This is a genomic window from Streptomyces sp. CA-106110 (assembly GCF_050936285.1).
Taxonomy (GTDB): domain Bacteria; phylum Actinomycetota; class Actinomycetes; order Streptomycetales; family Streptomycetaceae; genus Streptomyces.
The window spans coordinates 2776792-2799252 of record NZ_JBNJNB010000001.1 but is presented as its reverse complement, the minus strand read 5'-3'; the positions used below and the strand labels follow the sequence as shown (position 1 = coordinate 2799252).

Sequence of the window (22461 nt, the reverse complement as noted above, 5' to 3'; positions counted from 1 at the left end):
TGTGCCAGCATGGCTTCATGTCAGCGGCCACGGAGGCACATGACCAGGCACCACCGACGGTCCGCGAAGCCGGAGCAGCGCTGGTGGCGCTGGTGGTCGCGACCCTCGTCGGCTACGGCTGGTACCTCGGCTTCCACTTGGAGAACGTGCACAACGGGCTGATCGGCGCCTCCTTCACCGCCGTGGGCCTGTACATCGTCCGGATGCGGCCGCGGCACCCGGAGGGCTGGCTTTTCGTCGCGACCGGCGTGCTGCACGCGGTGATGTTCTTCGGCCGCCAGTACGGCCTGCACGACGGCCCCCTGGCCGGGGCCTCCTGGCTCGGCTGGGTCGGGGTGTGGCCGTTGCCGCTGGCGATCGCGCTGGCCGGGTGGACGTTCATGGCGTTCCCCGACGGGCGGCTCCCGTCACCCCGGTGGCGGTTCGCCGTGGTCGCGATGATGGCGGTCGCGGTCGTACTCGCGGTGGTGTCGGCGCTGTGGCCGGTGGAGTACGACCGGATAGGACTGGCTGCTCCGCACCCGCTGGCTGTCCCTGGCAGCGAAGTGGCAGACCGTGTCTGGGAGTACGCCCAGTACAGCTACCTTGTCTTCCAGGTGCTGTGGACTGTCGCGATCGTGGTGCGTGTCCGCCGCGCTCGTGGCGACGAGGCGCGCCAGATGCGCTGGCTCGTGTTCGCGGTGGTCGCGGGGATCGTGTTGCTGGTGGCCGGCTTGCTGGCGTTCGGCAGCCCGGTGCCGGGCCTGCTCGCGCTCCCGTTGATCCCGGTCGTCGCCGGGTTCGCGATTCTCAAGTTCCGGCTCTACGACATCGACCCGGTCATCAACAAGTCCCTCGTTGTCGGGGCCATGCTGCTGCTGATCATGGCCGCGTACGTGGCGATCGTGGTCGGTGCGGGAGCCGTGGTTCCGGCTGACGAACGAGTGCTGGCGCTGGTCACGACGGCCGTTGTCGCGGTTGCGTTCGAGCCGCTGCGGCGGCGGGCCCAGCGCCTGGCGGATCGCCTCGTCTACGGGCATCGCGCGACGCCATATGAAACGCTGTCCCGGTTGTCGGCCCACCTCGAGGACCCGCCGCAGGACCTGCTCGACGCCGTCGCGGCCACGGTCGCTGGCGCGGTCGGCGCCAGCGAGGTTGTCGTGTGGGTGGGCGACGAGCATCGTCTGGTGCCGCGGGGCCGGTGGCCGACTGCGACGGTCGATGCGGGCCCGGCAATGCTCGCTGGGCTGGACGGACCGCGCCGGCTGGTCCGGCCTGTCGTCCACCGCGGTACCGTGCGCGGCGCGATCACGGTCCGCAAGCCGGCAGGGGAGTCGCTCAGCGCCACGGAGGTCCGTCTGCTGTCGGACCTGGTCGCGCAGACCGGGCTGATCATCGTGCAGCAGCAACAGGCGCAGGAGATCCAGGCGGCGGCCCGCCGGATCGTCACCGCCGAGGACGCGGCCCGCCGGCGCATCGAGCGCGACCTCCACGACGGTGCACAGCAACGGCTCGTGACCCTGGGGCTGGAACTCGGCGCCCTGGCCAAGCAGGCGGAGGTCGGCGGCACGGCGATGGCGGATCGGGTCAAACAGGCGCGGGCGCAGTTACTGGAGGCCACTGCCGAACTGCGTGAGCTGGCCCGTGGCCTGCACCCGATGGTGCTGGCCCAGTCGGGTCTCGAGCCCGCGCTCGCCGCCCTCGCCGACCGGTCGGCGATCCCGGTGCGACTGCACGTGACCGGCGCCGGTCGCCTGCCGCGCGACATCGAGGCGACGGCGTACTACGTGGTGAGCGAGGCGCTCACCAACGCCGCACGCTACTCGGGCGCGAGCGTGGTCGTCGTCGACGTGGCCCCGGTCGACGGCGGGCTGTGCGTGGAGGTCACCGACGACGGTCGTGGCGGCGCACGCCCAGGACCGGCAACGGGGCTGCAGGGGTTGGCGGATCGCCTCGCCGCACTCGGCGGTGACCTCCAGGTCGACAGCCCCTCCGACGGGGGAACCCGGGTCAGGGCGGTGCTGCCGTGCGAGTGATTGTCGCCGACGACGCGGTCCTCTTCCGTGAGGGGATGGCGCGCATCCTCGCCGAGGAAGGCTTCGACGTGGTGGCCCAGGCCCGGAACAGTGCCGAGCTGGTCGGTCTCGTCCGCCGCGAACCACCGGACGTAGTGATCACCGACCTGCGGATGCCGCCGGGCTTCGCGGACGAGGGCATCGAGGCCGCGGCCGAGATCCGATCGTTCGCGCCGCAGGTCGGGCTGATGCTGTTGTCGCAGTACGTCGAGGTGCATCACGCGCTACGGCTCATGGAAGAGTTCGACGGTGCGGTCGGCTACCTGCTCAAGGACCGGGTGTCCGACCTCGGTGCCTTCGCCGTCGACGTACGACGCGTCGCCGGTGGAGAGGTCGTGATCGACGCCGAACTCGTGTCCAGACTGGTCGGCCGGCGACGGGAACGTGACCCGCTCACCACACTGACCGACCGCGAGCGGGAGGTGCTGGCGCTGATGGCCCAGGGGCTGACCAACGCCGCATTGTCCGAGGAGTTGGTCCTGAGCCCCAAGACGATCGAGGGCTACGTACGCAGCGTCTTCACCAAGCTCGGCCTGGAGCAGAGCGAGCGCGAGCACCGGCGGGTGCAGGCGGTGCTCCAGTTCCTGCGTTGGCAGTGATCCCTTTCCAACTTGGCTGGTGACGCGCCCGCTGTCGCCAAGAGAAATCTGCACGCCCGGAGCTTCGCGTGCATGCCGTCACGCGATGCGTGAGCGGACAGTCAGGCGCGGCCGTAGAGGACGTCCCAATGGTTCATCTCGCGGACGTACACGTTGCCAGCCGCCGACTTGCAGAGCTTGTGACGTCCTTACGGGCGCTGGCCCGCTTGAAGTGGCTGAAGATGTACCGGTCCAGGCACCCATCCTGCTTGAACATGTCGACCTTGTAACCGTTGCGGTGGGAGTACGGGCCAGGGTTGTGGCCGACCTCGGTTACGGCGGTAACGATCGTCAAGGTTTGAACAGACCAGCATGGCCACCTGGCCCGCTCCTGACGCCCTGTACCAGGCCCACGAGTCGGTCGCCGCGCTCGCCGACCGCGCGAAAGACTTGGAGACGACCGGGCACCGGCCGGTAACCCGGACGTCGACGACAGCGGGCGCTGGCGGCAGCCGATCATCGCGCCGTCCGCCGGGCCGGGCACCCGGGCGGTATCCGTCACCGACACCCAGTGCCCCGGCGGAAGCGCTCGTTGGCAGGTCGCCACGGCCGACCTGTGGGGCCAGTGGTCGCCGTTCGGCAACTCCGGGGACGTCGATCCCCCGCAAGGCCGTGGCTGCCAGCTCCGGGAGTCATCCTCGACTACCCCCGGCCGACCCGCCGCCCACCGGCGCCGCCCCCGCGAGCCTGGGCACGGTCACCGTCCGGGCCCGTCCCCGCACCGGCCGCCGACGGCGCCCCGGTCAGCACCGTCGAGGCCGGTGCCAGCCGGGAGAGCCACCAGCAGCAGGCCCCGAGGACCGCGGGTCCGCCCGCAATCAGCCCGGTGCTCGCCGCTCCCCCCACCGCGCGGGCCCGTCTGGAGGTCGACGTTGCGGCCCCGCGTGCCGACCTGGAGGCGCTGGAGCTGACCGCCGAACAGCTCAGGTCCCTTGGCGGCGCCGGGCAGCGGCTCTCCGCGCTGCGGAGGGACGCCAACCGGTGTGCGTCCCAGGCCGCCGCCGATAGTGCATCGGGTGGGCAGGCCCCCCTGCCGCGCAACGCCAGGACGAGAAACAGGCGCATCGGTACCACCCGCAGGAGCCCGGCCGGCGCTGCGGTGCACCGCGCTGAGTGAGGCCGCTTCACGGACCAGGTTGCGGCAGTGTTCGGCCCGCTGCCGCGGAACGGCTTCGGCGAAGAACAGCACGTCCGGTGTGAGGGTGCCGCCGCAGATCGTGCTCTTGCGGGTCAGCCGTCGGCTTGGTCTTCCGGTCCGGACGCCTCGCCGATGGTGACGCGCAGGTCATGCATGCCTTGCAGGATGTCGATGAACATCCTCGCGGAACTCTTCCGGATACGGCTTCGGCACAGCGACATCCTTCCCACCCGCCCCACAGGGCAAGCCAGTTCAGACGGCACCCGATCGTGCAGCGGACCCGTGCGTTGCATCTCCAGGTATCCATGGTCAGCCACTTGCGCTGAGTGCCCAGCAGCTTCTTCGTCTGCTGGTGGTACAGGCGTCACGCGTCGCTGACCTGCGTAAAACGTTGCCACGTATGGCTCGTTGGAGCCGTTAGCCCGGGAATGGGCCGGATTTTGTCCTCAGCGAGACGGGCATGGTCATCTGTCGACGCCGCACCCCTCGGCTCGTGCACTGCTCCAAGCGGATGTGTCGGCCCGCCCAGTGCTACGGCGAGGCGGGCAGGTGCGGGGAGCGGAGCACGAGCAGGGTGATCTCGCTGGGGGCGAAGACGCGGAACGGCGGGCCCCAGAAGCCGGTGCCGCGGCTGGTGTAGAGGAGGGTGCGGGTGCCGTGGTGGCTGAGGCCGGCGAGGGCGGGCTGGTCGATGCGGACCAGGTGGTGGAAGGGCCAGATCTGGCCGCCGTGGGTGTGGCCGGAGAGTTGGAGGTCGATGCCGTCGGCTGCCGCCCGGTCGACGAACTTGGGCTGGTGTGCCAGGAGCAGGACGGGCAGGTCGGGGTCGGCGCCGTTCAAAGCTCCGGCCAGGTGGGCGCGGTGGCCTGCCAGGCCGGAAGACTCGGCGGTGACGTCATCCACGCCGGCGACCACGAGGGTGTCGCCTCCGCGTTCGAGCAGCAGATGGCGGTTGCGCAGCGGCTCCCAGCCCAGCTCGTCCATCAGGTCGACCCAGCCCTGGGCCTCGCTGTAGTACTCGTGGTTGCCGGTGACGTATACACGGGCATGGGCGGCCTGCACGGTACCGAGTGGGACGGCCTGGGCGCGGCGGCGTTCGGCTGTGCCGTCCGCGATGTCGCCGGTGTGGCAGACCAGGTCGGCTTCCAGAGTGTTCACCGTCTCGCATACCCGTGCCGACCAGCGAGCCCGATCGAGTGGGCCGTAGTGGGTGTCGGTGATGAGGACGACGCGGATGCCGTCCAACCCGGCACCCAGTCGCGGGAGTTGCACATCGAGTCTGCGCACGCGTGGCACGCGGCGGGCCTCGGCGTACCCCCAGGCGAGCAGTACGGCGGTTACGCCGAGGACAGCCCAAGTGACAATTCGAGCCCGCTCCTGACTCTCGCCGACGCCGGCCGCGGTCAGGACGAGCCACAATGGGACGCCGAGCAGAACGGACCAGGTGAACAGAACCCAACTGGCACCCAGCAGGGTGTCACCGATGATCGCCGCCCGGTCCTGCTGGCGCCGGCCGTGGCCGCGCACCATCGCGAGCGGCATACCGACGAGGCCGAGGACGAACAGGGCGGTGCCGACCAGCGTCACGGCCAGCGGCCAGTGCTGGCCGGTGTGCAGGAGCACCCAGCAGGGCACGGCCCACAGCAGGACGGGGGCGATCCGGGGGATGTAGCGCATCAGGCGGTGCAGTCGGCTCTGCCGCGGCGCTCGCGCTTCACCCTCGGCGGGCCGGGTGTTGCTGGTGGCGGTCACGCTTCCCCTCCCTGACCAGGCTGCCGTCTCGCGCACTGTATCCGGTCACCCTGGGGCCGGCCGGACCGGCGTTCATAAGCGCGGCCCCTTGGGGCGAAGGGTTCTGTGCGGGATGGCAAACGGCGCATCGATTCGTGTGGGGGAGGCGACCGCCGCCGCACCGCTCAGCGTTAGACCCCCGGCTGAGCTGTCGGCGGCAAGCTGCGCCTCAGGCGGTAGTCAGATCGAGTAGTTCCGTACGGGTCACGGGAAACGAGGCACGTGTAGTGAAGGCCGAGTAGCGAACCGGCGTTAATACCCAGGTTGGTAGCGAGCGCCCGAGTGGGCAGTGGATGCTTGTCATGGTTCTCGCCTGAACGGCCGCGCACGGTGCTGAATGACACGGAAACTGTGCTTCTTTCAGGGCGGACCGGACGTGTCACCGGACCAGTGGCTGCGTGGCCATGACTGGAAGCCGGACGTGACCACGCTCGCCAAGGAGACGACCGCACACGGCAGGGACATACCGAAGATGTTCCAGGAAGGGCGCCCGCACGAGGCCAATCTCTGGCCGGCGCACGGCATTCTGCGCTGATTGACCAGTGCCGCCGGCCGTCGCAGGTGACGGAGATGTAGGCATGTCCGTCGTAGACCTTGGCGGAGTCGTCTTCGTCGATACGGTCCCAGACCTGATAGGCGACGCCGGGGTGGACGGAGTCGGCGCTGACGGAGTTCATGTCGTCGGTGATCTGGGCCTGAGTGTCGTCGATTAGAGGGGTTGTGTGCGTCCATGTGCGCACGCCGTTGTACGACGTGGAGGCGGCTGCGCTGTTGCGTGTCCGCCTCCGCGCCCGCCTGCGCGGTTGTCGACTGGAGCAGGTGCCCCCGCAACCGGTCTGAACAGGACGCCGTCTGCGGCATGTGGCTCGCCTCGCTCGGTGAGGGTGCGGGCGAGGCGGGCCGCCAAAGGGATCCGACAGGTTGCGACGCAACGACGCCCACCGTGACACGCGAGACGTGCCTGGCGAGGTAGCCGCGGCTGCGCCGCCCGCTTTCGGGTGATGTGCCTGTCAGCTGCTCAGGCGAACCGCCAGTCGTCCTTGCGCGATCGCGGCTGTATCGTCAGCCGTCAACTCGCCCCTCGGACACACTTGCGACTCCAGTAAGGCGCTGGTCGGGAGGGATCTCGACCAGCGCTTTGTGTTGTGCGGCACGGTACGTCATGCGTAGCCCGAGGGCGCGGTACTGCCGGTTCTTCTGCTTGCCGTCGGCCTTGCGGAGCATGTCGGTCGCCGGCGGCGTTCACGAGTTCGCTGATCTGTTCGCGGCTGGACGTCCTGCGGGAAGCCGGCCCGGATCGCGGTTGCTGGACGTGGTGGGGTACCTCGCAGTTGCCGCAGACCTGCGGTGCGGTCGCCCGGCACCAGCTCCAGGAGATCGTGATGCACACTTACGACGCCCAGGTCGCCCTGGGCACGCCGCAGCCGCTGGCGGACGAGGTGGCACTCGACGGTGTCGACGAGTTCCTCTCCACCTGCTGCGCAATGACGGGCGCCTGGCCGCACAAGCCCGCTGCCGTCGATTACCACGCCACCGAGGGCCGCTCATGGCGCCTCTGGCTTTTCCGCCGACGGCGCACGGGCTGCCCGCCTCCCCACGCCCGGGACCATGCCCGCCACCGCTGCCGGCGAGGACCTGGCGGCGGCCGACGCCTCCGCCCGGGGCACGGCCGGTGCGCTGGTCCTCGCCCTGTACGGCCGTATTCCGGTGGACTCCCTGCAACTCGGCGGCGACCGAGGTCTCTTCGACCGGCTCATAGCCCGGGACCCGGATGAGCAGGACGTGACGATGCGCCACCCCGTGTGCCCCAAGAGCACGCCTCCCGCGAACGGCTGCAGCCATGCCGTGGTGCCCCTCGGTGCCGCTGACCGCGATCTTCGCCCAGGTTCCCCTGGACGCCTCGGGCCGCCTCGCCGGAGCGCGCGACGCTCTCAGCGGTGCCGCGCGCCGACGGCAAGAGCGCTGTGTGAGCACAATGTGCAGGATGCTGACGGACCGTCAAGCAGGCGCGGACTGAGGCGCGGTCGCGTTCACCGTCCGCACCGCACGCGAGTCGGCGCGCAGCCCCAGCGCCCCGAACACCGCGCCGAGCACCGCCCACAGCAGGGTCTGGGCAGCCAGGGACTGCAGGCGGAAGTCCCAGACCAGTGTCGCCGGCACCGTCACCGCGTCCGGATTGTCAGGCAAGGTGAACAAGACGGCCAGGATCGCCAGGAGCGTACAGGCCACCGCCACGTGCCGGCGTGGTGCCGACCGGTCGGCCAGGCGTCGGCCGACCTGCCAGGCCAACAGGACGCCCAAGACCCCGATCACCACCGCGGCCAGCCACACCAACTGCCGGTCGCGAACCGTTCCCGAGTCCCCCACGCCAGGCGGGCTGGCCGGGTAGCGAAGGCCGGGCAGCAACGAGAGCGCCACAAACCCTGCTCCAGCCAGGCTCATGGCGCGCGGCCACGCCCCGACGGCCGGATCGGAGCGCCGATGCACCAGGGCGTACGCCACACCGAAGAGGGCGCCGAGGGCCAACCCGGCAATGACCGCGGTGACGACCAGCCCGAAATGTTGGGCACCCCGGGAGAACAGTTCCTCATGGTGGTGTACGACGGCTACCGTCGCATCCTGCCCATGGCGGTGCTGCTGCGCTCCTTGGCTTTGTTCTTCCAGGCGGACCGCACGATCCATCAGAGGCTCGGTGAGCAAGAGTGAGAACAGGCCGGTGGCAAGGCCTGCCAGTGCACCGGCGGCCAGCCCGCGCCGCAGAAAGGGAAGGACAGTGGACATGGCTGCAGGCCCCGATCAGTGGCAGGGGGCACCGAGGAGGTGCCGGCCGTCGTGCGTGAATTCGTGCAGGTAGGCGCCCGTCGCCGAGACGAGTGAGCCGTCGTCGATGAACACCGCGTAGAGGGCGAGCAGCGCGACGATCACCGCAGCTCCGGCGATGAGCCAGTCCCGGGTGAGGTCGGTGGCATCGGTGAGGATCTCCGAACTGGTCTGCTGCGCCGTGTGCAGGGACATCTGTACCTCCTTCACGGGGCTCCCAGGCCCCGTATGGATCCGTTTCGTGCTTTCTCCGTCAGCAGGTGCATTCCGGCCACCGTGAGCAGTCGCCCGGCCTCGCGATCCGGATGGTGACGTTCGCGAGGCCCGGGGTCGCTGCTTGGCTTGCCGGTCTGAGGTCCGGTGCTGGTCTTTCCGGGCTGCCTTCGGCGGCTGCCGCAGGCGTCAGGAGACGTGCGCGGGGGCGAGCCTGAGGACGCTCGGGGACGATGCGGTTTCGTGATGGGGGCGGCGGGTGGGGCGCTGTGCGATGTCGGTGGCCAGGCTGAAGATGCGTTCGACCAGGTCGGGGTCGCGCCACTGGTGGCAGTCGAGGAAGTCCAGCCACTGGGCCGGCGGGATGACCTGCGTGCCGGAGTAGTCCAGTTCACGCCAGGTCACGGCAAGTTCCATGAGCTCGAGGACTGCGCCGGGGTCACTGTCCACGCTGAGCAGGCTGTCGTGGTGGGTGCGGAGCGAGCGGCTGAAGGCGCATGGCTTCGGGCATGGCTGCCAGTCGTCGGCGCGGGACATCCCGGGGTGCCGTGGCATGTGGTGCTCCTCGGTCAAGAGTGCGGCTCGGTCAGTCGGTGGGCGGCCCGCAGAGTCGGCTCGGGGCCGGACCCGACTGAGTGAAAGCTGATTCTTGGCTTCGGTGTTGCACGCGGATTGCAGCGCCGTGCAACGCCCCTCAACGTACTGACGCAGTGATGACGATGTCCGTCGCCACAGTCCTGGCAAGCCCTACCGGGAGGCTGCAACGGCGCGGGCCGGGGCAGCCGTGCGTCAGCCTGCGTGCGCCGTCAGGCGGGGAGGCTCCGCCTCGGGGCCGGCCGGCGGCGTCCCGCTGGTGACGCGGGTGCCGGAGCCCGTTTCGCGCAGCAGCCAGGTGGTCCGCTCGAGGTGAACGTCCTCGGCCTCCCGGGGGCGACGGCCACGAGCGTGTGGGGAACGGATCGCCTGTACAGCGACGCCGCCGGCCGCCCGGCCATCACGAGAAGAATGCGCTCGCGAAACCCGGCAGGCACGGCGGGCAGGACGTGCTCTCCCGCGGTCGTCACCGCGTGCCAGCCCCACGTCGCCCCGTCCGAGTCGACGCCGTCGCCACGGCCGTCCGGCCGGTCACGCCCCATCTGCGGGACCGGCTACCGACGGGCCCCGGGACTTCGGGCGCCGGTGCAGCAGCCCGGCAGGCAGCTAGGCCGTGTTTGAGAACTCCCGCCTGGCTCGCGACGCCTGGCACGCACACTCGCTGTGTTGTCGGAGTCATCCAAGTACGTCCAGTACGAGGATGATCTCTACCAGCTACCGCTGGGAGGTGCCCCCACCGCCTTGCGATTGCACGCACTAGACGCCGCGAGCCCCGCCCTACGGGCGGACGGCGCTAGTTCTCAAACACGGCCTAGAGGGCATGCCGTCCGGAGGCCGGGCTCAGGCGTCGTCGTGGAGTTTGATCCATGCCAGGGTCGCGGAGCCGGTTTTCGGGTTCGTCCACACGTACCTGCACGAGGCAAGGTAGTGCAGGGCATCTCCCTGCTTCAGCGAAAACTCCTGTTCCCCCACCGTGAAGTCGACCGCACCGTCGAGCACGAGTACCAGTTCCTCGCCGGACTGGGCCGGAGACCATTCGCTGCCACGGGAGCCAGGAGGAAGGGTCGCGATCACGCCGTTGACGCGGAACCGCTCGGCGGGACCGGAGATGTCCGCCAGTTCGACGCCGGTTCGGCGTGTTTTCATCACCCTGCGCTCGTCCGCTGGGGTGTAGACGGCTGAGGCCGGGTCGGTGGTCTCTTCCTCTATGAAATAGCCGACGGGCCGCTCCAAAGCGGAGGCAAGCTTCAGCAAGGTGGTGACCGTGGGCACCATGTTGCTCCGCTCGATCTTGTAGATCGCGGCCGCACTGACCTCTGCCCGGCTGGCCAGCTGCTGGAGGGACAGCCCCAGCTGCCCCCTCAGCTCCCGGACTTTGGGCCCGATGGCGCTCACGACGGCTTGCCAATGAGGTACCGGCCCGCTGGTACCCGACTCACCGGACGGCTCGGCCGGCGCAGCCGCCGTATGTCGTGTCGCCACGCGCTCGCTCCTTGGTCGTCACTCGTCCTGAAGACCTACTTTAGTAGATGGATCGAGTCGGATGGGGCACTCAGTTCGACTTCGCAGTTCCTTCCGCGGCCGGTGGGCCGGGACGCCGGTGCAACGGAGCAGGCGCTCGGCTGCCGCTGGTCGAACGCGGGTGTGGTCGCCAGCCGGGGCCGGAGGTACGTGATCGCGGATCGTTCAGGCGCGACGCTTGCGGTATCGCGGCACATGGTGGTTCCCTCTTGCGATATCCGCGGAGCGCTCTCACAGCCATGACGATGCCTCCCCCCGCCGGGCCGGTGTTGCAGCACCTCGCAACGTGCGGACACAAGGGACGGGGAGAGGGCAGACACCGGGTAATGGCGCAACTACTCTGCTGGACGTAGGAGGCCCCTGGGTGCAGGAGATGCGGTCGAATATGGTGCGTTTGCGTCTCATCGGCTCCTTCCGGATAGAGGGCGACCCCCTGAAGCCCATTCCGGCAGGCAAGGCCGGGCGCCTCCTCACGGTGCTCGCCGCACACCCCGGCCAGTTCCTGCCGCTGTCGCTGCTCATCGAGGCACTGTGGGCCGACGGGCCACCGGACAAGGCGGATCGCAACATCGCGGCCCTGATCAGCCGCTTGCGCCGTTCCCTCGGCCGGCAGCGCATCGAAGGCGGGCCCGGGGGCTACCGGCTGATCACCGACGAGAGCCTCACCGTCGACCTGGCCGAAGCGGAACGCTACGTGCGCACGGCGGAGCGTGAGCAGGCGCGTGGTGTGTGCGCAGTGGCGGCAACAGCCGCTGCCAGTGCCGCAGGCCTGCTGGCAGCGGATAAACCGTTGGCGAACGAGCCGGACGCGCCCTGGGTCCACGAGGTGCGTCAGGTCGTCGATGGTCTTCTGCGACGTGCACGCGCGTGCAGTTGGACCGCCGCGCTTGAAATGGGCGAGGTCAGGACAGCTGTCGAGGCCGCATCTGCCGCGTTGACCAGTGACCCGTTCGACGAGGAGGCCTGCCGGGCCGTCATGCGCGCCTATCGGCTCGGGGGCGAATCCGGTGCCGCGCTGGCCGCATACGAGCGTCTGCGGTCGTCTCTGGCCGAGGACCTCGGCGCCGATCCGGCCCCCGTCACCCAGGCGCTGTACCTGTCGGTGCTCCGCGGTGAGCCCCCGTCCACTCCCAGCCGCGCCATCGCAGGACGCCCACGGACTGCGACGTCCTCGCTCGTGGGGCGGGACACAGAACTGCAGAGCCTTCTCGACCGATGGTCGGAGGCCGTCCTCGGTCACGGTCAGGTCGTTCTGCTGGTGGGCGAGTCCGGCGTGGGAAAGAGCTCTCTGACCTCGGCACTCGCCCGACAGGTGAGTGCCAGTGGGGCCCTGGTCGTGACAACGGGGTGCTTCGAAGCCGAACGTTCGCTGTTTCTCCAGCCGTTCGTCGAGGCACTCCGCAGTGTCATCGCATGGCAGACCCCGCAGGCCGCGCGGGAGCTGTTCCGCGGGTGGAACGGCCCCTTGTCCGAGCTGGTGCCGGAGGTCGCCCGGCTCATCGGACCGGTGAACTACGAGCGCTATGAACGGGGTACGCCCGAGACGGAACACCGCAGGACCCTGGAGGCCCTCGCAGCGGTCCTCGGACGGCTCACCGAGTCGCACCCCGTTCTGCTGATCATCGAGGAGCTGCAGCACGCCGGACAGTCGACCATCGAGGCCCTGCACTTCCTCACCACGCGGGTGACAGGGTGCCGGCTGCTCATCCTCGGGACGCTGGAAGCGGCCGAGGCCTCGCACATCACGGATTCGCTCGAAGGGTCCGTGACGCGCATCGGCATCGGGCCGCTCTCCCGTGCCGCCGTGCGCACCCTCGCCATGGAGGCCGGACTGCCCGTCGACGCGGACTGGTTGTACGAGTGGACCGGCGGGTCTCCGTATTACGTCACAGAACTCCTCCGACCCGGCCACGAGCTTTCCGCGGCGGGTCACAGCCCGCCGGAGCACATGCCTACGTCCCTCCGCGATGCCGTCGCCCGCCGAATCAGCCACGCGGGGAGGGACGTCGGGCTCCTGCTCCAGCTGGGGGCCATCCTCGGAGTCGCATTCTCCCTTGACGATGTGGCCGCCCTGGGGGACCTGGGCGTCGAGGAGTGCATCCGCCGGGCCGAGAAGGCACAACGCGCCGGCCTGCTCGAGCCCAGTGGCGAGACCTTCCGCTTCTCCGGCCACATCATCCGCAAAGTGGCCTACGACTCTGCGTCCGAGCCCGTGCGCATCAGCCGGCACCGGCGCGCGGCGAAGCTTCTCGCCGCCCAACCGGAGGCGGCGGCACACCAGTTGGTGGCGGCAGGTGACTGGGCTCCGGCCGTTGAAGCGTGGTTGCGGGCCGCGGACGCCGCCCACCTGGCGTTTTCCAACCTCGAAGCCGAGCGGCTGCTCACGGAGGCGCTCGCCTCAGTGACACGGTCGGGAGACCGCAGGCTGCTCGCATCGGTCCGGCTCCGCCGCGGCCAGGTCCGGGCCGATCTGGGGCGGTACGACGCCGCACGGGAGGACCTCTCGACCACCATCGGGCTGGCCAGGGAACTCGGGGACGAGGGGCTGGAGGCCCGCTCCCTGGAGCAGCTCGGTTGGACCGCCCTGTATGCCCGCGACGCCCTCGCCGCCGTCGACCTGGCATCCCGCGCCAGCCATCTTGCAGAGTCGGCCGCGGCCGCCCCTGGAGCACTGCCGAGTTCGTTGCTCTTGCTGGGCCGGGTCCGTCACTGGGACGGCGACTACGCGGAGGCTGCCGAGGCCTACGAGCAGGTGTTGTCGGCTCAGACCGACGAAGCGACCAAGGCCATGGCCCTCGCCCAGAAGGGGGCCATGCTCCAGCACCTCGACCGCTTCGTCGACGCCCGTCGGGTCCTGGAGCGTGCGGTGCTCCTCTGCCAGGGCACCGGGTTGCTGCGCCCGTTGCTGCAAAGCCTGTTCTTCACCGCGCTCGCGCGCGGTGACGCGGGTGACTTCACGGGCGGGTTGCGCGCGCTCGAGCGGGCGCGCCGTCTGATCGACGCGGCCGGAGTGACGTACTACCGCGCCGGCATCGACACCGCGATGTCGTGGCTGTGGCGGGAGCTCGGCGAGGTGGGCCGGGCCAGGGAGATCGCCGAACGTGCCATCGAGTCCACTCGCCGGGGCGACGCACTCGAGCTCGAGCAGGAGATGCACGCGCGGCTGGCACTGGCCGACTGCGATCTCGTGCTGGGGAGGGAGGACGACGCTGCCGCACAGGTGGCCGCCGCTGTCCCCCTGCTCCAGGGAAGCATGCCGTTCCGGCCGCGCGCCGAACTGCGCCTCCTGGAGATGCAGGCCCGTTGGGACACGACCGCTGCCGAGGCCCTGCTGCAGACGGCGCGGAACGCCTCGTCCACGAAGTACGAGGCTCTTGCGCTGTGGCACCTCGAACGTCGCGAGGAAGCGGCGCGCACGGCGCTGCTGACCGGGTCGGACCTGGTGGTGGCGAGTGTGGGGACCCCGCGCGACGCCCAGCAGGCGGTCGAACGGATCGCGCAGGGCCTGCCGGCCGAGCTACGGAGCTCCTTCGTTGCTCATGGCCGGCTCCCCTTACTCGTCCGATCCCGCTGACCGGGGCGCAGCAAGCCTTCGCCCCGGCGGGCGAAGAGCGCGGCTTGCTGCGCCGGCCGGTGTTTGCGGTGCACGCTCACTCGCGGGCGCTCGCACCCTGTGCTGCGAGTTCGACAAGGCGCAACGCGCAGGCCGCCTCCAGCACGGTTCGTGCATGGATGAAGTCGTCCGGTTGCTCCATCGCATCCGCGGAGAGCGACTCCTCGGGCTTGCCGTCGACGCCCAACAGGTCCTCTATGCTCAGGCAGTTGGTCCGAAGCTCGGCGAGCACCCTCCCGACGCGCTGTACGGCCCGTTGATACGCCTCAGGGTTGGACAGGGCCAGCGGGTACAGCCGCTCCTCGGCAAGACGCCAGCGAGCCCGTGTCATTCGCATGTCCTGTGCTGTCATTCCTGGTTCGTTGCTGTGCATGGTTCCTCCTCGGCGCCCTCGCGTGCCTGCCGTCACCGCCATGGGAAAGGGCCCCCGGACGACGTGCGCTACCCGGGGGCCCACCGATACGACGACGATGACGTCAGTGACTGTGTGCGTGCTCGTGGCCGTGGTCGTAGCCGGCCGGCCGGTTGGCCAGCGTTTCCACGCGATCGATCACTTCGTCCGCGGAAAGCACTCCGGTGCCGATGACGACGTCTTCCAGCGCTTGCAGCCAGCAGCAGTAATAACTCCACTGCTCGTCGGCCGGATCGGCTTCCCACTCGTTGATGCGCGCGATGAGCCGGCGGCGGAAGTCCTCCCACTCGAAGGCGCGCTGATCGTGCAGGGTCACGGCCAGCCCGAACGCACGGCTCTCCCAGGGTTCGGCGAACAGCAGCTCGCCGTTCTGCCGGGGAAGCGCGGTCTTTCCTTCGGTCTCCAGCAAACTCTGCTGTACGGAATTCGAGGTCGGGCAGGTCATTGCACATCGCCTTCCGGGCTCGCGGACGCCCTGGCCACACCGACCATCGAGTCCCGGCTCACCAAGGCGACCAGCTCGTCCTCCGACAGGTTCTCCGTACCGGCCGGACGTTCCGGCAGCACCATGTAGCGCACTTCTGAGCTGCTGTCCCAGATCCTGATCTCGACGTCGTCGTCCAGGGTGAGTCCCATTTCGGCCAGCACCGTACGCGGCTCCCGCACCACGCGGGCACGGTAGGCAGGGTCCTTGTACCAGCTGGGCGGCAGTCCGAGCACCGGCCAGGGGTAACAGGAGCACAGGGTGCACACCACGACGTTGTGCACGGCCGGGGTGTTCTCGACCACGACGATGTGTTCGCCCTGCGGACCGCCGAAGCCCAACTCCTTGATCGCAGAGGTTCCCTCTGCGAGGAGGCGCTCGCGGTACTCCGTATCGGTCCAGGCTCGGGCCACCACCTTCGCACCGTTGAGGGGGCCGACGTCACGCTCGTAGGTCTGGATGAATTTCTCCATCACCGCCGGGTCCACCAGGCCGCGCTCGACGAGCAGTTGCTCGAGTGCTTCGGTGCGCACGGCGATCGGTGCGCGGTTGGCGATCGGGTCGTCGCTCACGCCACAGCCTCCAGGTAGCTCTCGTACAGGTCCGCGGTCAGTTCGAACTTCTCCGCTTCCGCGCCCCACAGCTCCTGCGAATCAAAGGTCACCGCGTATACGTGCTGGGCGTTTTCACCGAGGAAGTGGGCGTGCGTGTCCGGCAGCAGGGCCGCGGGACGGATCGACTGGATCAGGCAGGGACGCCGCCGCAGATAGCGGGCCAGCTTGGTGTGGCCGGCGGTCTGGAGGTCCTTGGTCATCACCCGTTCCCCGACCGAGAACTTCGGTGGATCGTCGATCGAGCGCAGCGACCCCGGTCCGGTCGGCTGGTAGTCGGGCTTGGTGGGTTCGGGGACCGGAGGTTCCTCGATCTTCTCGCCGGCGTGTGCCCTGATCCGCGCGTCCACCGCGTCCTTGGCGATGATGTTGCTGTCGGTGAGCAGGAGCTCTGCCGCGTGCAGCCACCGCCCGTAGTAGCCGTCGACGAGGTAGTCGATCGGCTGCAGCCTCTCCAACGCGTGCCGGAAGGCGTCGAGGTTCCTGCCTGACAGCCGCATGGACAGCAGGGACAGCGCGAAGGCCCTGCCTTCCCAGCGTTCCGCGAACACCGGTTCGGGAAGCGGGGGCGCAAGATCTCCCCACCCGTGCATGCCCCCCATGTCATGAATCCCGTCCAACGTACGCCACCTTTCCACCATCCCGTGTGAAGCCGGAACTCACCGTTCGCAACCGCCGTGGCGTGGGGCCGCCGACCACCGCGGCGCGTCTGCAGGGGCGTGCCGCCCCCTCGGATGCGATCCCGACCGGATCGAACGGGGGCGGGACACCGGCCCGGATCCTGCCGGCGCCCCACCCCGAGACCGAGCACGAAGCTCAGACCGTCCAGGTGTTCATCTGGAAGGCCTTCTCCCGCCATGCCGTGAGCGCCGTGTCGAGCACGTCCAGCGGGTGGAACGGTGTCACACCGGGGATCAGGTCGTCCTCGCGGAAACCGTACAGCGCGCCCAGAGCGAAGCGGCAGGCGTAGATCTTGCCGCCCTCCTTGAGGATCGTCTTCAGCTGGTTGCTGATCGCCATGTGGCCGGGGAACGCCTCCTGGCCCACCGCCGGGTAGCCGCGGGTGCCGGAGGCGAGGAGCACGCCCGGGCCGTACAGGATGACCGAGACGTCGAAGCCCTTGCGCAGCAGACGGGTCGTGGTGAGCAGGTTCACCAGTCCGACCGAACCCTCGTAGGGCACCGTGTGGATGAAGATGTACGCCTTCTCACCCGGATTCGCCTGAATGTCGTCGAAGAGCTTCTCGTCCGAGTTGTACAGCGTCTCGCCTTCGTTGGGGAGTTCGGTGGTGATGGTCTTCGGCATGCGCTTTCCTCCTTGCGGGTTGTGAGTGGTGTGCTGCATCTCCTGCTCTGCGGGCCGCCGTCACACCGCCGGGCCGGCCGGCCGCCTGGCGGCCGGCCACTGCTTGCGGTGGCTTCCCGGCATGAGCTTGAGGACCCAGGCGCGGAAGGCCCAGGGCAGGAGCCGATAGATGGGTGCGAAGATGCGCAGCCAGAAGAAGTCCTTGAGTCCCTCCGGCGGCCGAGGCCGACGTGCACCGTACTGCTGTGCGACCTGTTGCTGCGCGGCGACGAGAAGGTAGTGCTCGGAGTTGGTGCGCAGCCACCTGGCGAAAGCCATGTCAGCCCTTTCGTGCGGCGTTCACGCCGTTCTGAGCCGCGACGGCGATGGGTTCGTTCAGCGCGCCGATCGCCGGCGAGTACACGTTCTCCATGACCGCGAGGTCGTTGAGGGTGAGCCCGAACTTGATGGCGGTGGCCAGGAAGTCGGCCCGCTCCTTGATGCCCTCGCCGCCGACCATCTGGGCTCCGATGAGGCGGAGCGATCCGGGCTCGGCCAGCAGCTTGACCCGGACCTTCTTCACACCCGGGTAGTACCGGGCCCGAGAGATGCCGTCCGCGGCACCGAGCACGTACGGGATGCCGAGCGCCTTCGCGGTCGTCTCGCCGAAGGACGCCCCGCCGATGATCCACTTGCCGGCCGGTGTTCCCCAGGGGATGTACACCGGCTGGTAGCTCTTGGAACCGCCGCCGGCGTTGAATCCGGCGACCTTTCCCTGTGCGTAGGCGTGGCTTCCGGTCAGGCCCTGCAGTCCGACACCGGTCACCCCGTGCGGCAGTTCCGCGCAGTCGCCCGCGGCGAAGACATCCCGGGCAGACGTCGCCATCCGCTCGTCGACGATCAGTCCGCCGGTCGGCCCAGTCTTGAGACCGGCCTGCGCGGCCAGCCTGTTCTCCGGCTCCTTGTGGGTCGCGACGACGGCGAAGTCCGCGGGCAGCTCTCCCTGCGAGGTCAGTACGCTGCGCACGCGTCCGGAACCGAGGAACGCCTTGAGGGTCGTGTTGAAGTGCAGCTTGACCCCGAGTTCGCGCCAGGACTCCTCGACGGGGGCCATGATGTCCGGGTCCGCCATCTCGGCCAGCGGCCACGGGTGCGGGTCGATCAGATGGGTCTCGATTCCGCGGTGCGCCAGCGCGGTGACCATCTCCAGGCCGAGCGGCGTGGCGTTCACCACGACGGCCACCTTCGCCCGGTCGATGACCTTGTCCCACTCCATCGCCTGACGGATGTTCTTCACGTAGTAGAGACCGTCGAGGTCACTGCCCGGCACCCCGGGATCGGCGTAGTGGAAGCCGGTCGCGATCACCAGCCGGTCCCACGAGACCTCGCCCTCACCCGCCACTTGGATGGTCTTCCTGCGGACGTCGATCGCGGTGACTTCCGTCTGATAGTGCACGTCGATGCCCGCGCGGACGTAGGCCTCCTTCTCCGCCAGGAACAGCGCTTCGAAGGTTTCGATCTCCTTGCCGTGCACATACGGGATGCCGCACGGGCTGTAGGCGACGTCCTCGAACTGCGTGTACACCACTACTTCGTTGGCGGGGTCGGCCGCCTTGACTCCTCCGGCGGCGCCCAGCCCCGCCGCTCCTCCACCCACCACTACGGTCTTGTGCGGCACCAGCACTCCTCTTGGCCACTCGGGAGGACGCCCCCCGGAGGGTGTGCACTATAGATGACGGGAGTTGACTATACTCATAGCCCGTTGTCAAGAAGCCGTGCGCGACCGAGTTCCCGTGCCGTTCGCGTTCGCGAGGTGACGCCTCACGCCCCCGCATGACGTTGCCTATAGTAAAGATCCATGCACTATGGAAGCATGTGGCGGTCCGCTCAGGAAAGGACGACCGACATGTCCCCAGTGCACACCGGGCCTTCGAAGGACTCGCCCACGCGTCAGGGCCTGCTCGCCGGCATTGTGGATGCCGTACGCACCCATCCCGGCATCGCGAACAAATCCGCGATCGGGTTGGTCACCGAGGTGCTCGGCAGGACCGACTGGCTGACCGGCCCCGGCGACGACGGGGCCGTGGTGGACGCCCTCGGCTCCACCGTCGTGGCCTGTGGGGAGGCCCTGCTGCCGCAGTTCGTGGCAACCGACCCGTACGGCGCGGGAGTTGCCGCGGTACTCACCAACGTCAACGACCTCGCCGCGATGGGAGCCCTCCCTCTTGGCATCGTGGACACCATCGTGGCGAACGAGCAGGTGGCCAGGACGGTGCTCGAGGGCATGCGCCACGCGTGCGAGCTCTACGACGTTCCGATCCTGGGCGGTCATCTGACCCCGCACACGGGATCGCCCTCGGTGTCGGCGTTCGGTGTGGGCGTGACGACCCAGGCGCTCACGATCACCCGGGTGTCCCCGGGGCAGCGGCTGATGCTCGCCTGCGCCGTGGACGGCGAGATGCGCACCGACTTCCCGTTCTTCCGGTCGTTCGAAGCCCGCGGGAAACGCTGCGCCGGCGACGTGCGCGTCCTGGCCTCCGTGGCCGAGTCCGGCGCGTGCGTGGCCGCCAAGGACGTCAGCATGGCCGGACTGGTCGGTTCGCTCGCCATGCTCCTCGAATGGGGTGGCCACGGAGCCACGGTCGACCTCGACGCCCTGCCCACACCCGAGGGCGTGTCCCTGTCGGCGTGGCTGACCTGTTTCCCGAGTTTCGCATTCCTGTTGTGCGTTCCGGCCGGCCGCGAAGAGGACTGCGCAGCGCCGTTCCGCGACAGAGGCCTTGTCGCCTCCGTGATCGGGGAGATCGACGATTCGGGAACGGTCTCACTGCGCCTCGGCGACCAGACCGAGACCGTGATGGCCGTGACGGACTCGCCGGTGACCCGCCTGGACCGGACGTCGCCCGACCTGTCACCCGACGCGCCGCAGACGACGGGGGGTGCTCCGTGAGGAGTCGGTCGGTCCGGGCGACCTGGGAGGAAGGCCTGCGCTGCACGGTCGATGCCGGCGGATTCCCGTTGACCGTGGATGAGCCACGATCCGTCGGCGGGAGCGACCAGGGGCCGCAGCCCACGGACCTGCTCCTCGCCTCCGTCTCATCCTGCTTCACCGTGGCCCTCGCCTACTGTGCGGCGCGGCAGGGGGTTGAGCTGGTCGATCTGCGGGTCACCGCGACGGGTGTGTACGACGGCCCGCGTTTCGCCTCGGTGCGCATTGAGGTTTCCTCGGGATGTGAACGAGCCGCCCTGACACAGCTCATCACGGCGGCGGAAAAGGTCTGCTACGTGACGAACACGCTGCGGCGGGCCCCCGAGATCGAGGTCGCCCTGGCCGAGGAGCGGCACCGGGCCGAGGTGCCGGACGCCTGACGCGGCGTCATCGCTGGTCCGACTGGTCCTGCAAGGACTGCAGGGCCAGTTGAGCGACCTCGCGCGCCGGCCGGCCGAGTGCTGAGGCCGCGGCGACCACGTCCTCGTGCTCCGGTTTGGCCCCCCACACCCCGTGTTTGACGCGAATCGCATGCCCTCGCAGGTCGATCACGGATGTTCTGCGCTCGAGCGCCACCTTGTCCACCGCTGTCCTGCGCAGGCCCAGCGTTCCGGTCTCCGTGAAGATGACCTCCTCCAGGTCTGCCATGCGATGCAGGGGCGCGAGCACGTGCACCGTGTGCGCGGGGCGGCCCTTCTTCATCGTGATCGCCGAAACCCAGGCGTCGGCGGCTCCGGCGTCGAGAGCACGGCGAATCAGATGGCCCAGCACCTCACCCGTCACATCGTCCACATTGGTTTCGAGGAGGATCTCGGTGGACAGCGAAGCCTGGGGCGTACCGAGCAGTCCCTGTGTGACGTTCGGCCGGTCCTCCACGACCCGTGTTCCCGCGCCGTAGCCGACGGCTTTCACCGCCATAGGCGGCACCGGTCCGTAACTGGCGGCCGCCGCCAGCAACAGCGCCGCCCCGGTGGGTGTCACCGTCTCGCCGTCGATCGCCGCGCCGGTGATCTGCGCCTGCGCCTCGGCCAGCAGGGCGACCGTGGCCGGGGCGGGCAGCGGAAGGACTCCGTGCCGGGTCCGCACCGTCCCGGTGCCCAGCGTCAGCGGAGCCGACCGCACGGCGGTGATACCCAGCAGGTGCAGGCCCGCAGCGAAGGCGACGGTGTCGACCACCGTGTCGAGGCCACCGATCTCGTGCAGGTGCACCTGGCGTGCGTCCTCGCCGTGCAAGCGGGCTTCGACCCGCGCGATCGCGGAGATGGCCCTGGCCGCGAGCGCGGCCACGGGCTCGGGTCGTGCCTGCCGCACGATGGCGAGCAGTTCGGCGGCCCGCCGTGACGGCGCGTCGTCGTCGACGGTGACCACGGCACGCGTGGCGGTCAGCCCGCCCGTCATGACCCGCTCGGCGTCGAGTGCCCAGCCGGACAGTCCGGTGGACGCCACGATGGCACGCATCTCGTCCAGCGGGGCGCCGAGCGCGAGCAGCGTGCCCACGCCCATGTCCCCCGACAGGCCACTCACCGGATTCAGCCAAAGGATCATGCCGGGCGCGGTTCCTCACGGGTCATGGCCGCCGCGGACGGCACGGAGGCCCGGGCGATCCGGAACGCGGCCATCGCAGCGGAGAAGCCGGAATCGATGTTCACCACGGTCATCCCCGCCGCGCACGAGGACAACATCGCCAACAGGGCGGTCACTCCCGCGAGGTTGGCACCGTAACCCACCGACGTGGGCACGGCGATCACCGGGCACCCCACCAGACCGCCGACGACACTGGCCAGGGCTCCTTCCATGCCGGCGACGCACACCACGGTGTCCGCACGGTGGAGCGCGTCCGACACGGCCAGCAACCGGTGGATGCCGGCCACCCCCACATCCGCGATCCTCTCGACCTCGAGCCCGATCGCCGAGGCCACTGCGACCGCCTCCGCGGCGACGGGACCGTCGGCGGTCCCCGCCGACACCACGACGACCCGGAAGTCCAGGAGGGCGGCCCGCCGCCAGCACAGGAGCCGACCCGCCCGGTCGTACGTGCCGTCCGGCACCTCGGCCAGGACCGTGGCGGCGACCTCGGATTCCACCCTCGTCACCAGAACGGGACCACTGTTGCGGGCCAGGAAGTGACGCACCAGACCGGTGATCTCCTGCGTCGTCTTGCCCGGCCCGTACACGATCTCCGGAAGTCCCTGACGCGCCTCGCGGCCGATGTCGGGCCGCGCGAAGCCGAGGTCGTCGAAACCGTACTTGCCGTCCGTATCGCTGTTCACACCATCTCCCGGCATGGTCCGGCGTTCTG

23 protein-coding genes and 1 pseudogene are annotated in these 22461 nt (G+C 69.4%); 9 read left to right on the top strand and 15 right to left on the bottom strand.

The window, feature by feature from the left end; genetic code table 11:
- Window positions 1-17 precede the first annotated feature (17 nt).
- The 3 genes from ACQEXA_RS12920 (at window position 18) to ACQEXA_RS12910 (ending at window position 3809) form a co-directional block, all read left to right on the top strand.
- A complete protein-coding gene (locus ACQEXA_RS12920) occupies window positions 18-2015 on the top strand; it encodes a histidine kinase (protein WP_433129881.1) in 1998 nt (665 codons plus the stop codon).
- Window positions 2006-2653 carry a response regulator gene (locus ACQEXA_RS12915; protein WP_432934781.1) on the top strand — a complete coding sequence of 216 codons (648 nt, stop codon included), beginning with the start codon at window positions 2006-2008 and terminating at the stop codon, window positions 2651-2653. The genes ACQEXA_RS12920 and ACQEXA_RS12915 overlap by 10 nt, the downstream gene beginning before the upstream one ends.
- Before the next feature lie 865 nt (window positions 2654-3518).
- Window positions 3519-3809 (top strand): hypothetical protein, encoded by a 291-nt coding sequence (locus ACQEXA_RS12910; RefSeq protein WP_432934782.1) that lies wholly within the window; start codon window positions 3519-3521, stop codon window positions 3807-3809.
- Between the two features lie 113 nt (window positions 3810-3922).
- Here the strand turns inward: ACQEXA_RS12910 and ACQEXA_RS12905 are convergent, their stop codons facing one another.
- On the bottom strand, window positions 3923-4123 hold the full coding sequence (locus tag ACQEXA_RS12905; RefSeq protein ID WP_432934783.1) for a hypothetical protein: 201 nt from the start codon (window positions 4121-4123) through the stop codon (window positions 3923-3925).
- A gap of 238 nt (window positions 4124-4361) precedes the next feature.
- Window positions 4362-5582, bottom strand: a complete 1221-nt coding sequence (locus ACQEXA_RS12900; RefSeq protein ID WP_433129879.1) for a metallophosphoesterase — start codon at window positions 5580-5582, stop codon at window positions 4362-4364.
- 376 nt (window positions 5583-5958) lie between these two features.
- Between ACQEXA_RS12900 and ACQEXA_RS12895 the strand changes: the two genes are divergently transcribed.
- The 3 genes and pseudogenes from ACQEXA_RS12895 to ACQEXA_RS12885 form a co-directional block, all read left to right on the top strand.
- Complete coding sequence (locus tag ACQEXA_RS12895; RefSeq protein WP_432934785.1) at window positions 5959-6156, top strand: hypothetical protein; 198 nt, start codon at window positions 5959-5961, stop codon at window positions 6154-6156.
- Window positions 6157-6199: 43 nt separating this feature from the next.
- Window positions 6200-6334 (top strand): hypothetical protein, encoded by a 135-nt coding sequence (locus ACQEXA_RS12890; RefSeq protein WP_432934786.1) that lies wholly within the window; start codon window positions 6200-6202, stop codon window positions 6332-6334.
- 555 nt (window positions 6335-6889) lie between these two features.
- A pseudogene (locus ACQEXA_RS12885) lies at window positions 6890-7397 on the top strand (maleylpyruvate isomerase N-terminal domain-containing protein); the annotation flags it as partial.
- 222 nt (window positions 7398-7619) lie between these two features.
- Here ACQEXA_RS12885 and ACQEXA_RS12880 read toward each other — a convergent pair.
- From ACQEXA_RS12880 to ACQEXA_RS12865, 4 genes are all read right to left on the bottom strand, one after another.
- A complete protein-coding gene (locus tag ACQEXA_RS12880; protein WP_432934787.1) occupies window positions 7620-8402 on the bottom strand; it encodes a CbtA family protein in 783 nt (260 codons plus the stop codon).
- Window positions 8403-8417: 15 nt separating this feature from the next.
- Entirely contained in the window at window positions 8418-8636 is a 219-nt protein-coding gene (locus ACQEXA_RS12875) for a CbtB domain-containing protein (protein WP_432934788.1), read from the bottom strand.
- 207 nt (window positions 8637-8843) lie between these two features.
- Entirely contained in the window at window positions 8844-9209 is a 366-nt protein-coding gene (locus tag ACQEXA_RS12870; protein ID WP_432934789.1) for a hypothetical protein, read from the bottom strand.
- Between the two features lie 879 nt (window positions 9210-10088).
- Window positions 10089-10643 (bottom strand): helix-turn-helix domain-containing protein, encoded by a 555-nt coding sequence (locus ACQEXA_RS12865; protein ID WP_432934790.1) that lies wholly within the window; start codon window positions 10641-10643, stop codon window positions 10089-10091.
- 511 nt (window positions 10644-11154) lie between these two features.
- Here ACQEXA_RS12865 and ACQEXA_RS12860 point away from each other — a divergent pair.
- A complete protein-coding gene (locus tag ACQEXA_RS12860; protein ID WP_433129877.1) occupies window positions 11155-14343 on the top strand; it encodes an ATP-binding protein in 3189 nt (1062 codons plus the stop codon).
- Between the two features lie 76 nt (window positions 14344-14419).
- Here the strand turns inward: ACQEXA_RS12860 and ACQEXA_RS12855 are convergent, their stop codons facing one another.
- From ACQEXA_RS12855 to ACQEXA_RS12825, 7 genes are all read right to left on the bottom strand, one after another.
- Window positions 14420-14755, bottom strand: coding sequence for a hypothetical protein (locus ACQEXA_RS12855; protein WP_359406196.1), 336 nt, complete (start codon window positions 14753-14755; stop codon window positions 14420-14422).
- 103 nt (window positions 14756-14858) lie between these two features.
- Window positions 14859-15239 (bottom strand): nitrile hydratase accessory protein, encoded by a 381-nt coding sequence (locus ACQEXA_RS12850; protein WP_432934792.1) that lies wholly within the window; start codon window positions 15237-15239, stop codon window positions 14859-14861.
- A complete protein-coding gene (gene nthA, locus ACQEXA_RS12845) occupies window positions 15236-15850 on the bottom strand; it encodes a nitrile hydratase subunit alpha (RefSeq protein WP_356215404.1) in 615 nt (204 codons plus the stop codon). Before nthA ends, ACQEXA_RS12850 begins: the two co-directional genes overlap by 4 nt.
- Window positions 15847-16509: a nitrile hydratase subunit beta gene (gene nthB / locus ACQEXA_RS12840; protein WP_432934793.1), complete on the bottom strand. Its 663-nt coding sequence runs from the start codon at window positions 16507-16509 to the stop codon at window positions 15847-15849. The genes nthA and nthB overlap by 4 nt, the downstream gene beginning before the upstream one ends.
- Before the next feature lie 196 nt (window positions 16510-16705).
- On the bottom strand, window positions 16706-17194 hold the full coding sequence (locus ACQEXA_RS12835; RefSeq protein WP_356215408.1) for an MSMEG_0572/Sll0783 family nitrogen starvation response protein: 489 nt from the start codon (window positions 17192-17194) through the stop codon (window positions 16706-16708).
- Window positions 17195-17254: 60 nt separating this feature from the next.
- Window positions 17255-17512, bottom strand: a complete 258-nt coding sequence (locus tag ACQEXA_RS12830) for a hypothetical protein (protein WP_432934794.1) — start codon at window positions 17510-17512, stop codon at window positions 17255-17257.
- 1 nt (window position 17513) lies between these two features.
- The gene (locus tag ACQEXA_RS12825; RefSeq protein ID WP_432934795.1) at window positions 17514-18851 is read right to left on the bottom strand and encodes an FAD-dependent oxidoreductase; all 1338 of its coding nucleotides are present in this window, start codon (window positions 18849-18851) and stop codon (window positions 17514-17516) included.
- A 228-nt stretch (window positions 18852-19079) separates the two neighbouring features.
- Between ACQEXA_RS12825 and ACQEXA_RS12820 the strand changes: the two genes are divergently transcribed.
- Together ACQEXA_RS12820 and ACQEXA_RS12815 are read left to right on the top strand one after the other, a co-directional pair.
- The gene (locus tag ACQEXA_RS12820) at window positions 19080-20123 is read left to right on the top strand and encodes an AIR synthase related protein (protein WP_432934796.1); all 1044 of its coding nucleotides are present in this window, start codon (window positions 19080-19082) and stop codon (window positions 20121-20123) included.
- Entirely contained in the window at window positions 20120-20542 is a 423-nt protein-coding gene (locus ACQEXA_RS12815; protein WP_432934797.1) for an OsmC family protein, read from the top strand. The genes ACQEXA_RS12820 and ACQEXA_RS12815 overlap by 4 nt, the downstream gene beginning before the upstream one ends.
- Before the next feature lie 7 nt (window positions 20543-20549).
- Here the strand turns inward: ACQEXA_RS12815 and larC are convergent, their stop codons facing one another.
- Window positions 20550-21707, bottom strand: coding sequence for a nickel pincer cofactor biosynthesis protein LarC (gene larC, locus ACQEXA_RS12810; RefSeq protein ID WP_433129875.1), 1158 nt, complete (start codon window positions 21705-21707; stop codon window positions 20550-20552).
- Window positions 21704-22432, bottom strand: coding sequence for a nickel pincer cofactor biosynthesis protein LarB (gene larB, locus ACQEXA_RS12805; protein ID WP_356215420.1), 729 nt, complete (start codon window positions 22430-22432; stop codon window positions 21704-21706). Before larB ends, larC begins: the two co-directional genes overlap by 4 nt.
- Window positions 22433-22461: the final 29 nt, after the last annotated feature.

Excerpts from the sequence above, each read along its gene's own strand:
- ACQEXA_RS12920 (WP_433129881.1), top strand. The coding sequence starts at position 18 with ATGTCAGCGGCCACGGAGGCACATGACCAGGCACCACCGACGGTCCGC.
- ACQEXA_RS12850 (WP_432934792.1), bottom strand. The coding sequence starts at position 15,239 with ATGACCTGCCCGACCTCGAATTCCGTACAGCAGAGTTTGCTGGAGACC.
- ACQEXA_RS12880 (WP_432934787.1), bottom strand. The coding sequence starts at position 8,402 with ATGTCCACTGTCCTTCCCTTTCTGCGGCGCGGGCTGGCCGCCGGTGCA.
- ACQEXA_RS12905 (WP_432934783.1), bottom strand. The coding sequence starts at position 4,123 with ATGCAACGCACGGGTCCGCTGCACGATCGGGTGCCGTCTGAACTGGCT.
- ACQEXA_RS12855 (WP_359406196.1), bottom strand. The coding sequence starts at position 14,755 with ATGCACAGCAACGAACCAGGAATGACAGCACAGGACATGCGAATGACA.
- ACQEXA_RS12875 (WP_432934788.1), bottom strand. The coding sequence starts at position 8,636 with ATGTCCCTGCACACGGCGCAGCAGACCAGTTCGGAGATCCTCACCGAT.
- ACQEXA_RS12820 (WP_432934796.1), top strand. The coding sequence starts at position 19,080 with ATGTCCCCAGTGCACACCGGGCCTTCGAAGGACTCGCCCACGCGTCAG.
- ACQEXA_RS12895 (WP_432934785.1), top strand. The coding sequence starts at position 5,959 with ATGACACGGAAACTGTGCTTCTTTCAGGGCGGACCGGACGTGTCACCG.
- ACQEXA_RS12890 (WP_432934786.1), top strand. The coding sequence starts at position 6,200 with ATGTCCGTCGTAGACCTTGGCGGAGTCGTCTTCGTCGATACGGTCCCA.
- ACQEXA_RS12835 (WP_356215408.1), bottom strand. The coding sequence starts at position 17,194 with ATGCCGAAGACCATCACCACCGAACTCCCCAACGAAGGCGAGACGCTG.
- ACQEXA_RS12830 (WP_432934794.1), bottom strand. The coding sequence starts at position 17,512 with ATGGCTTTCGCCAGGTGGCTGCGCACCAACTCCGAGCACTACCTTCTC.
- ACQEXA_RS12860 (WP_433129877.1), top strand. The coding sequence starts at position 11,155 with ATGGTGCGTTTGCGTCTCATCGGCTCCTTCCGGATAGAGGGCGACCCC.
- larC (WP_433129875.1), bottom strand. The coding sequence starts at position 21,707 with ATGATCCTTTGGCTGAATCCGGTGAGTGGCCTGTCGGGGGACATGGGC.
- ACQEXA_RS12870 (WP_432934789.1), bottom strand. The coding sequence starts at position 9,209 with ATGCCACGGCACCCCGGGATGTCCCGCGCCGACGACTGGCAGCCATGC.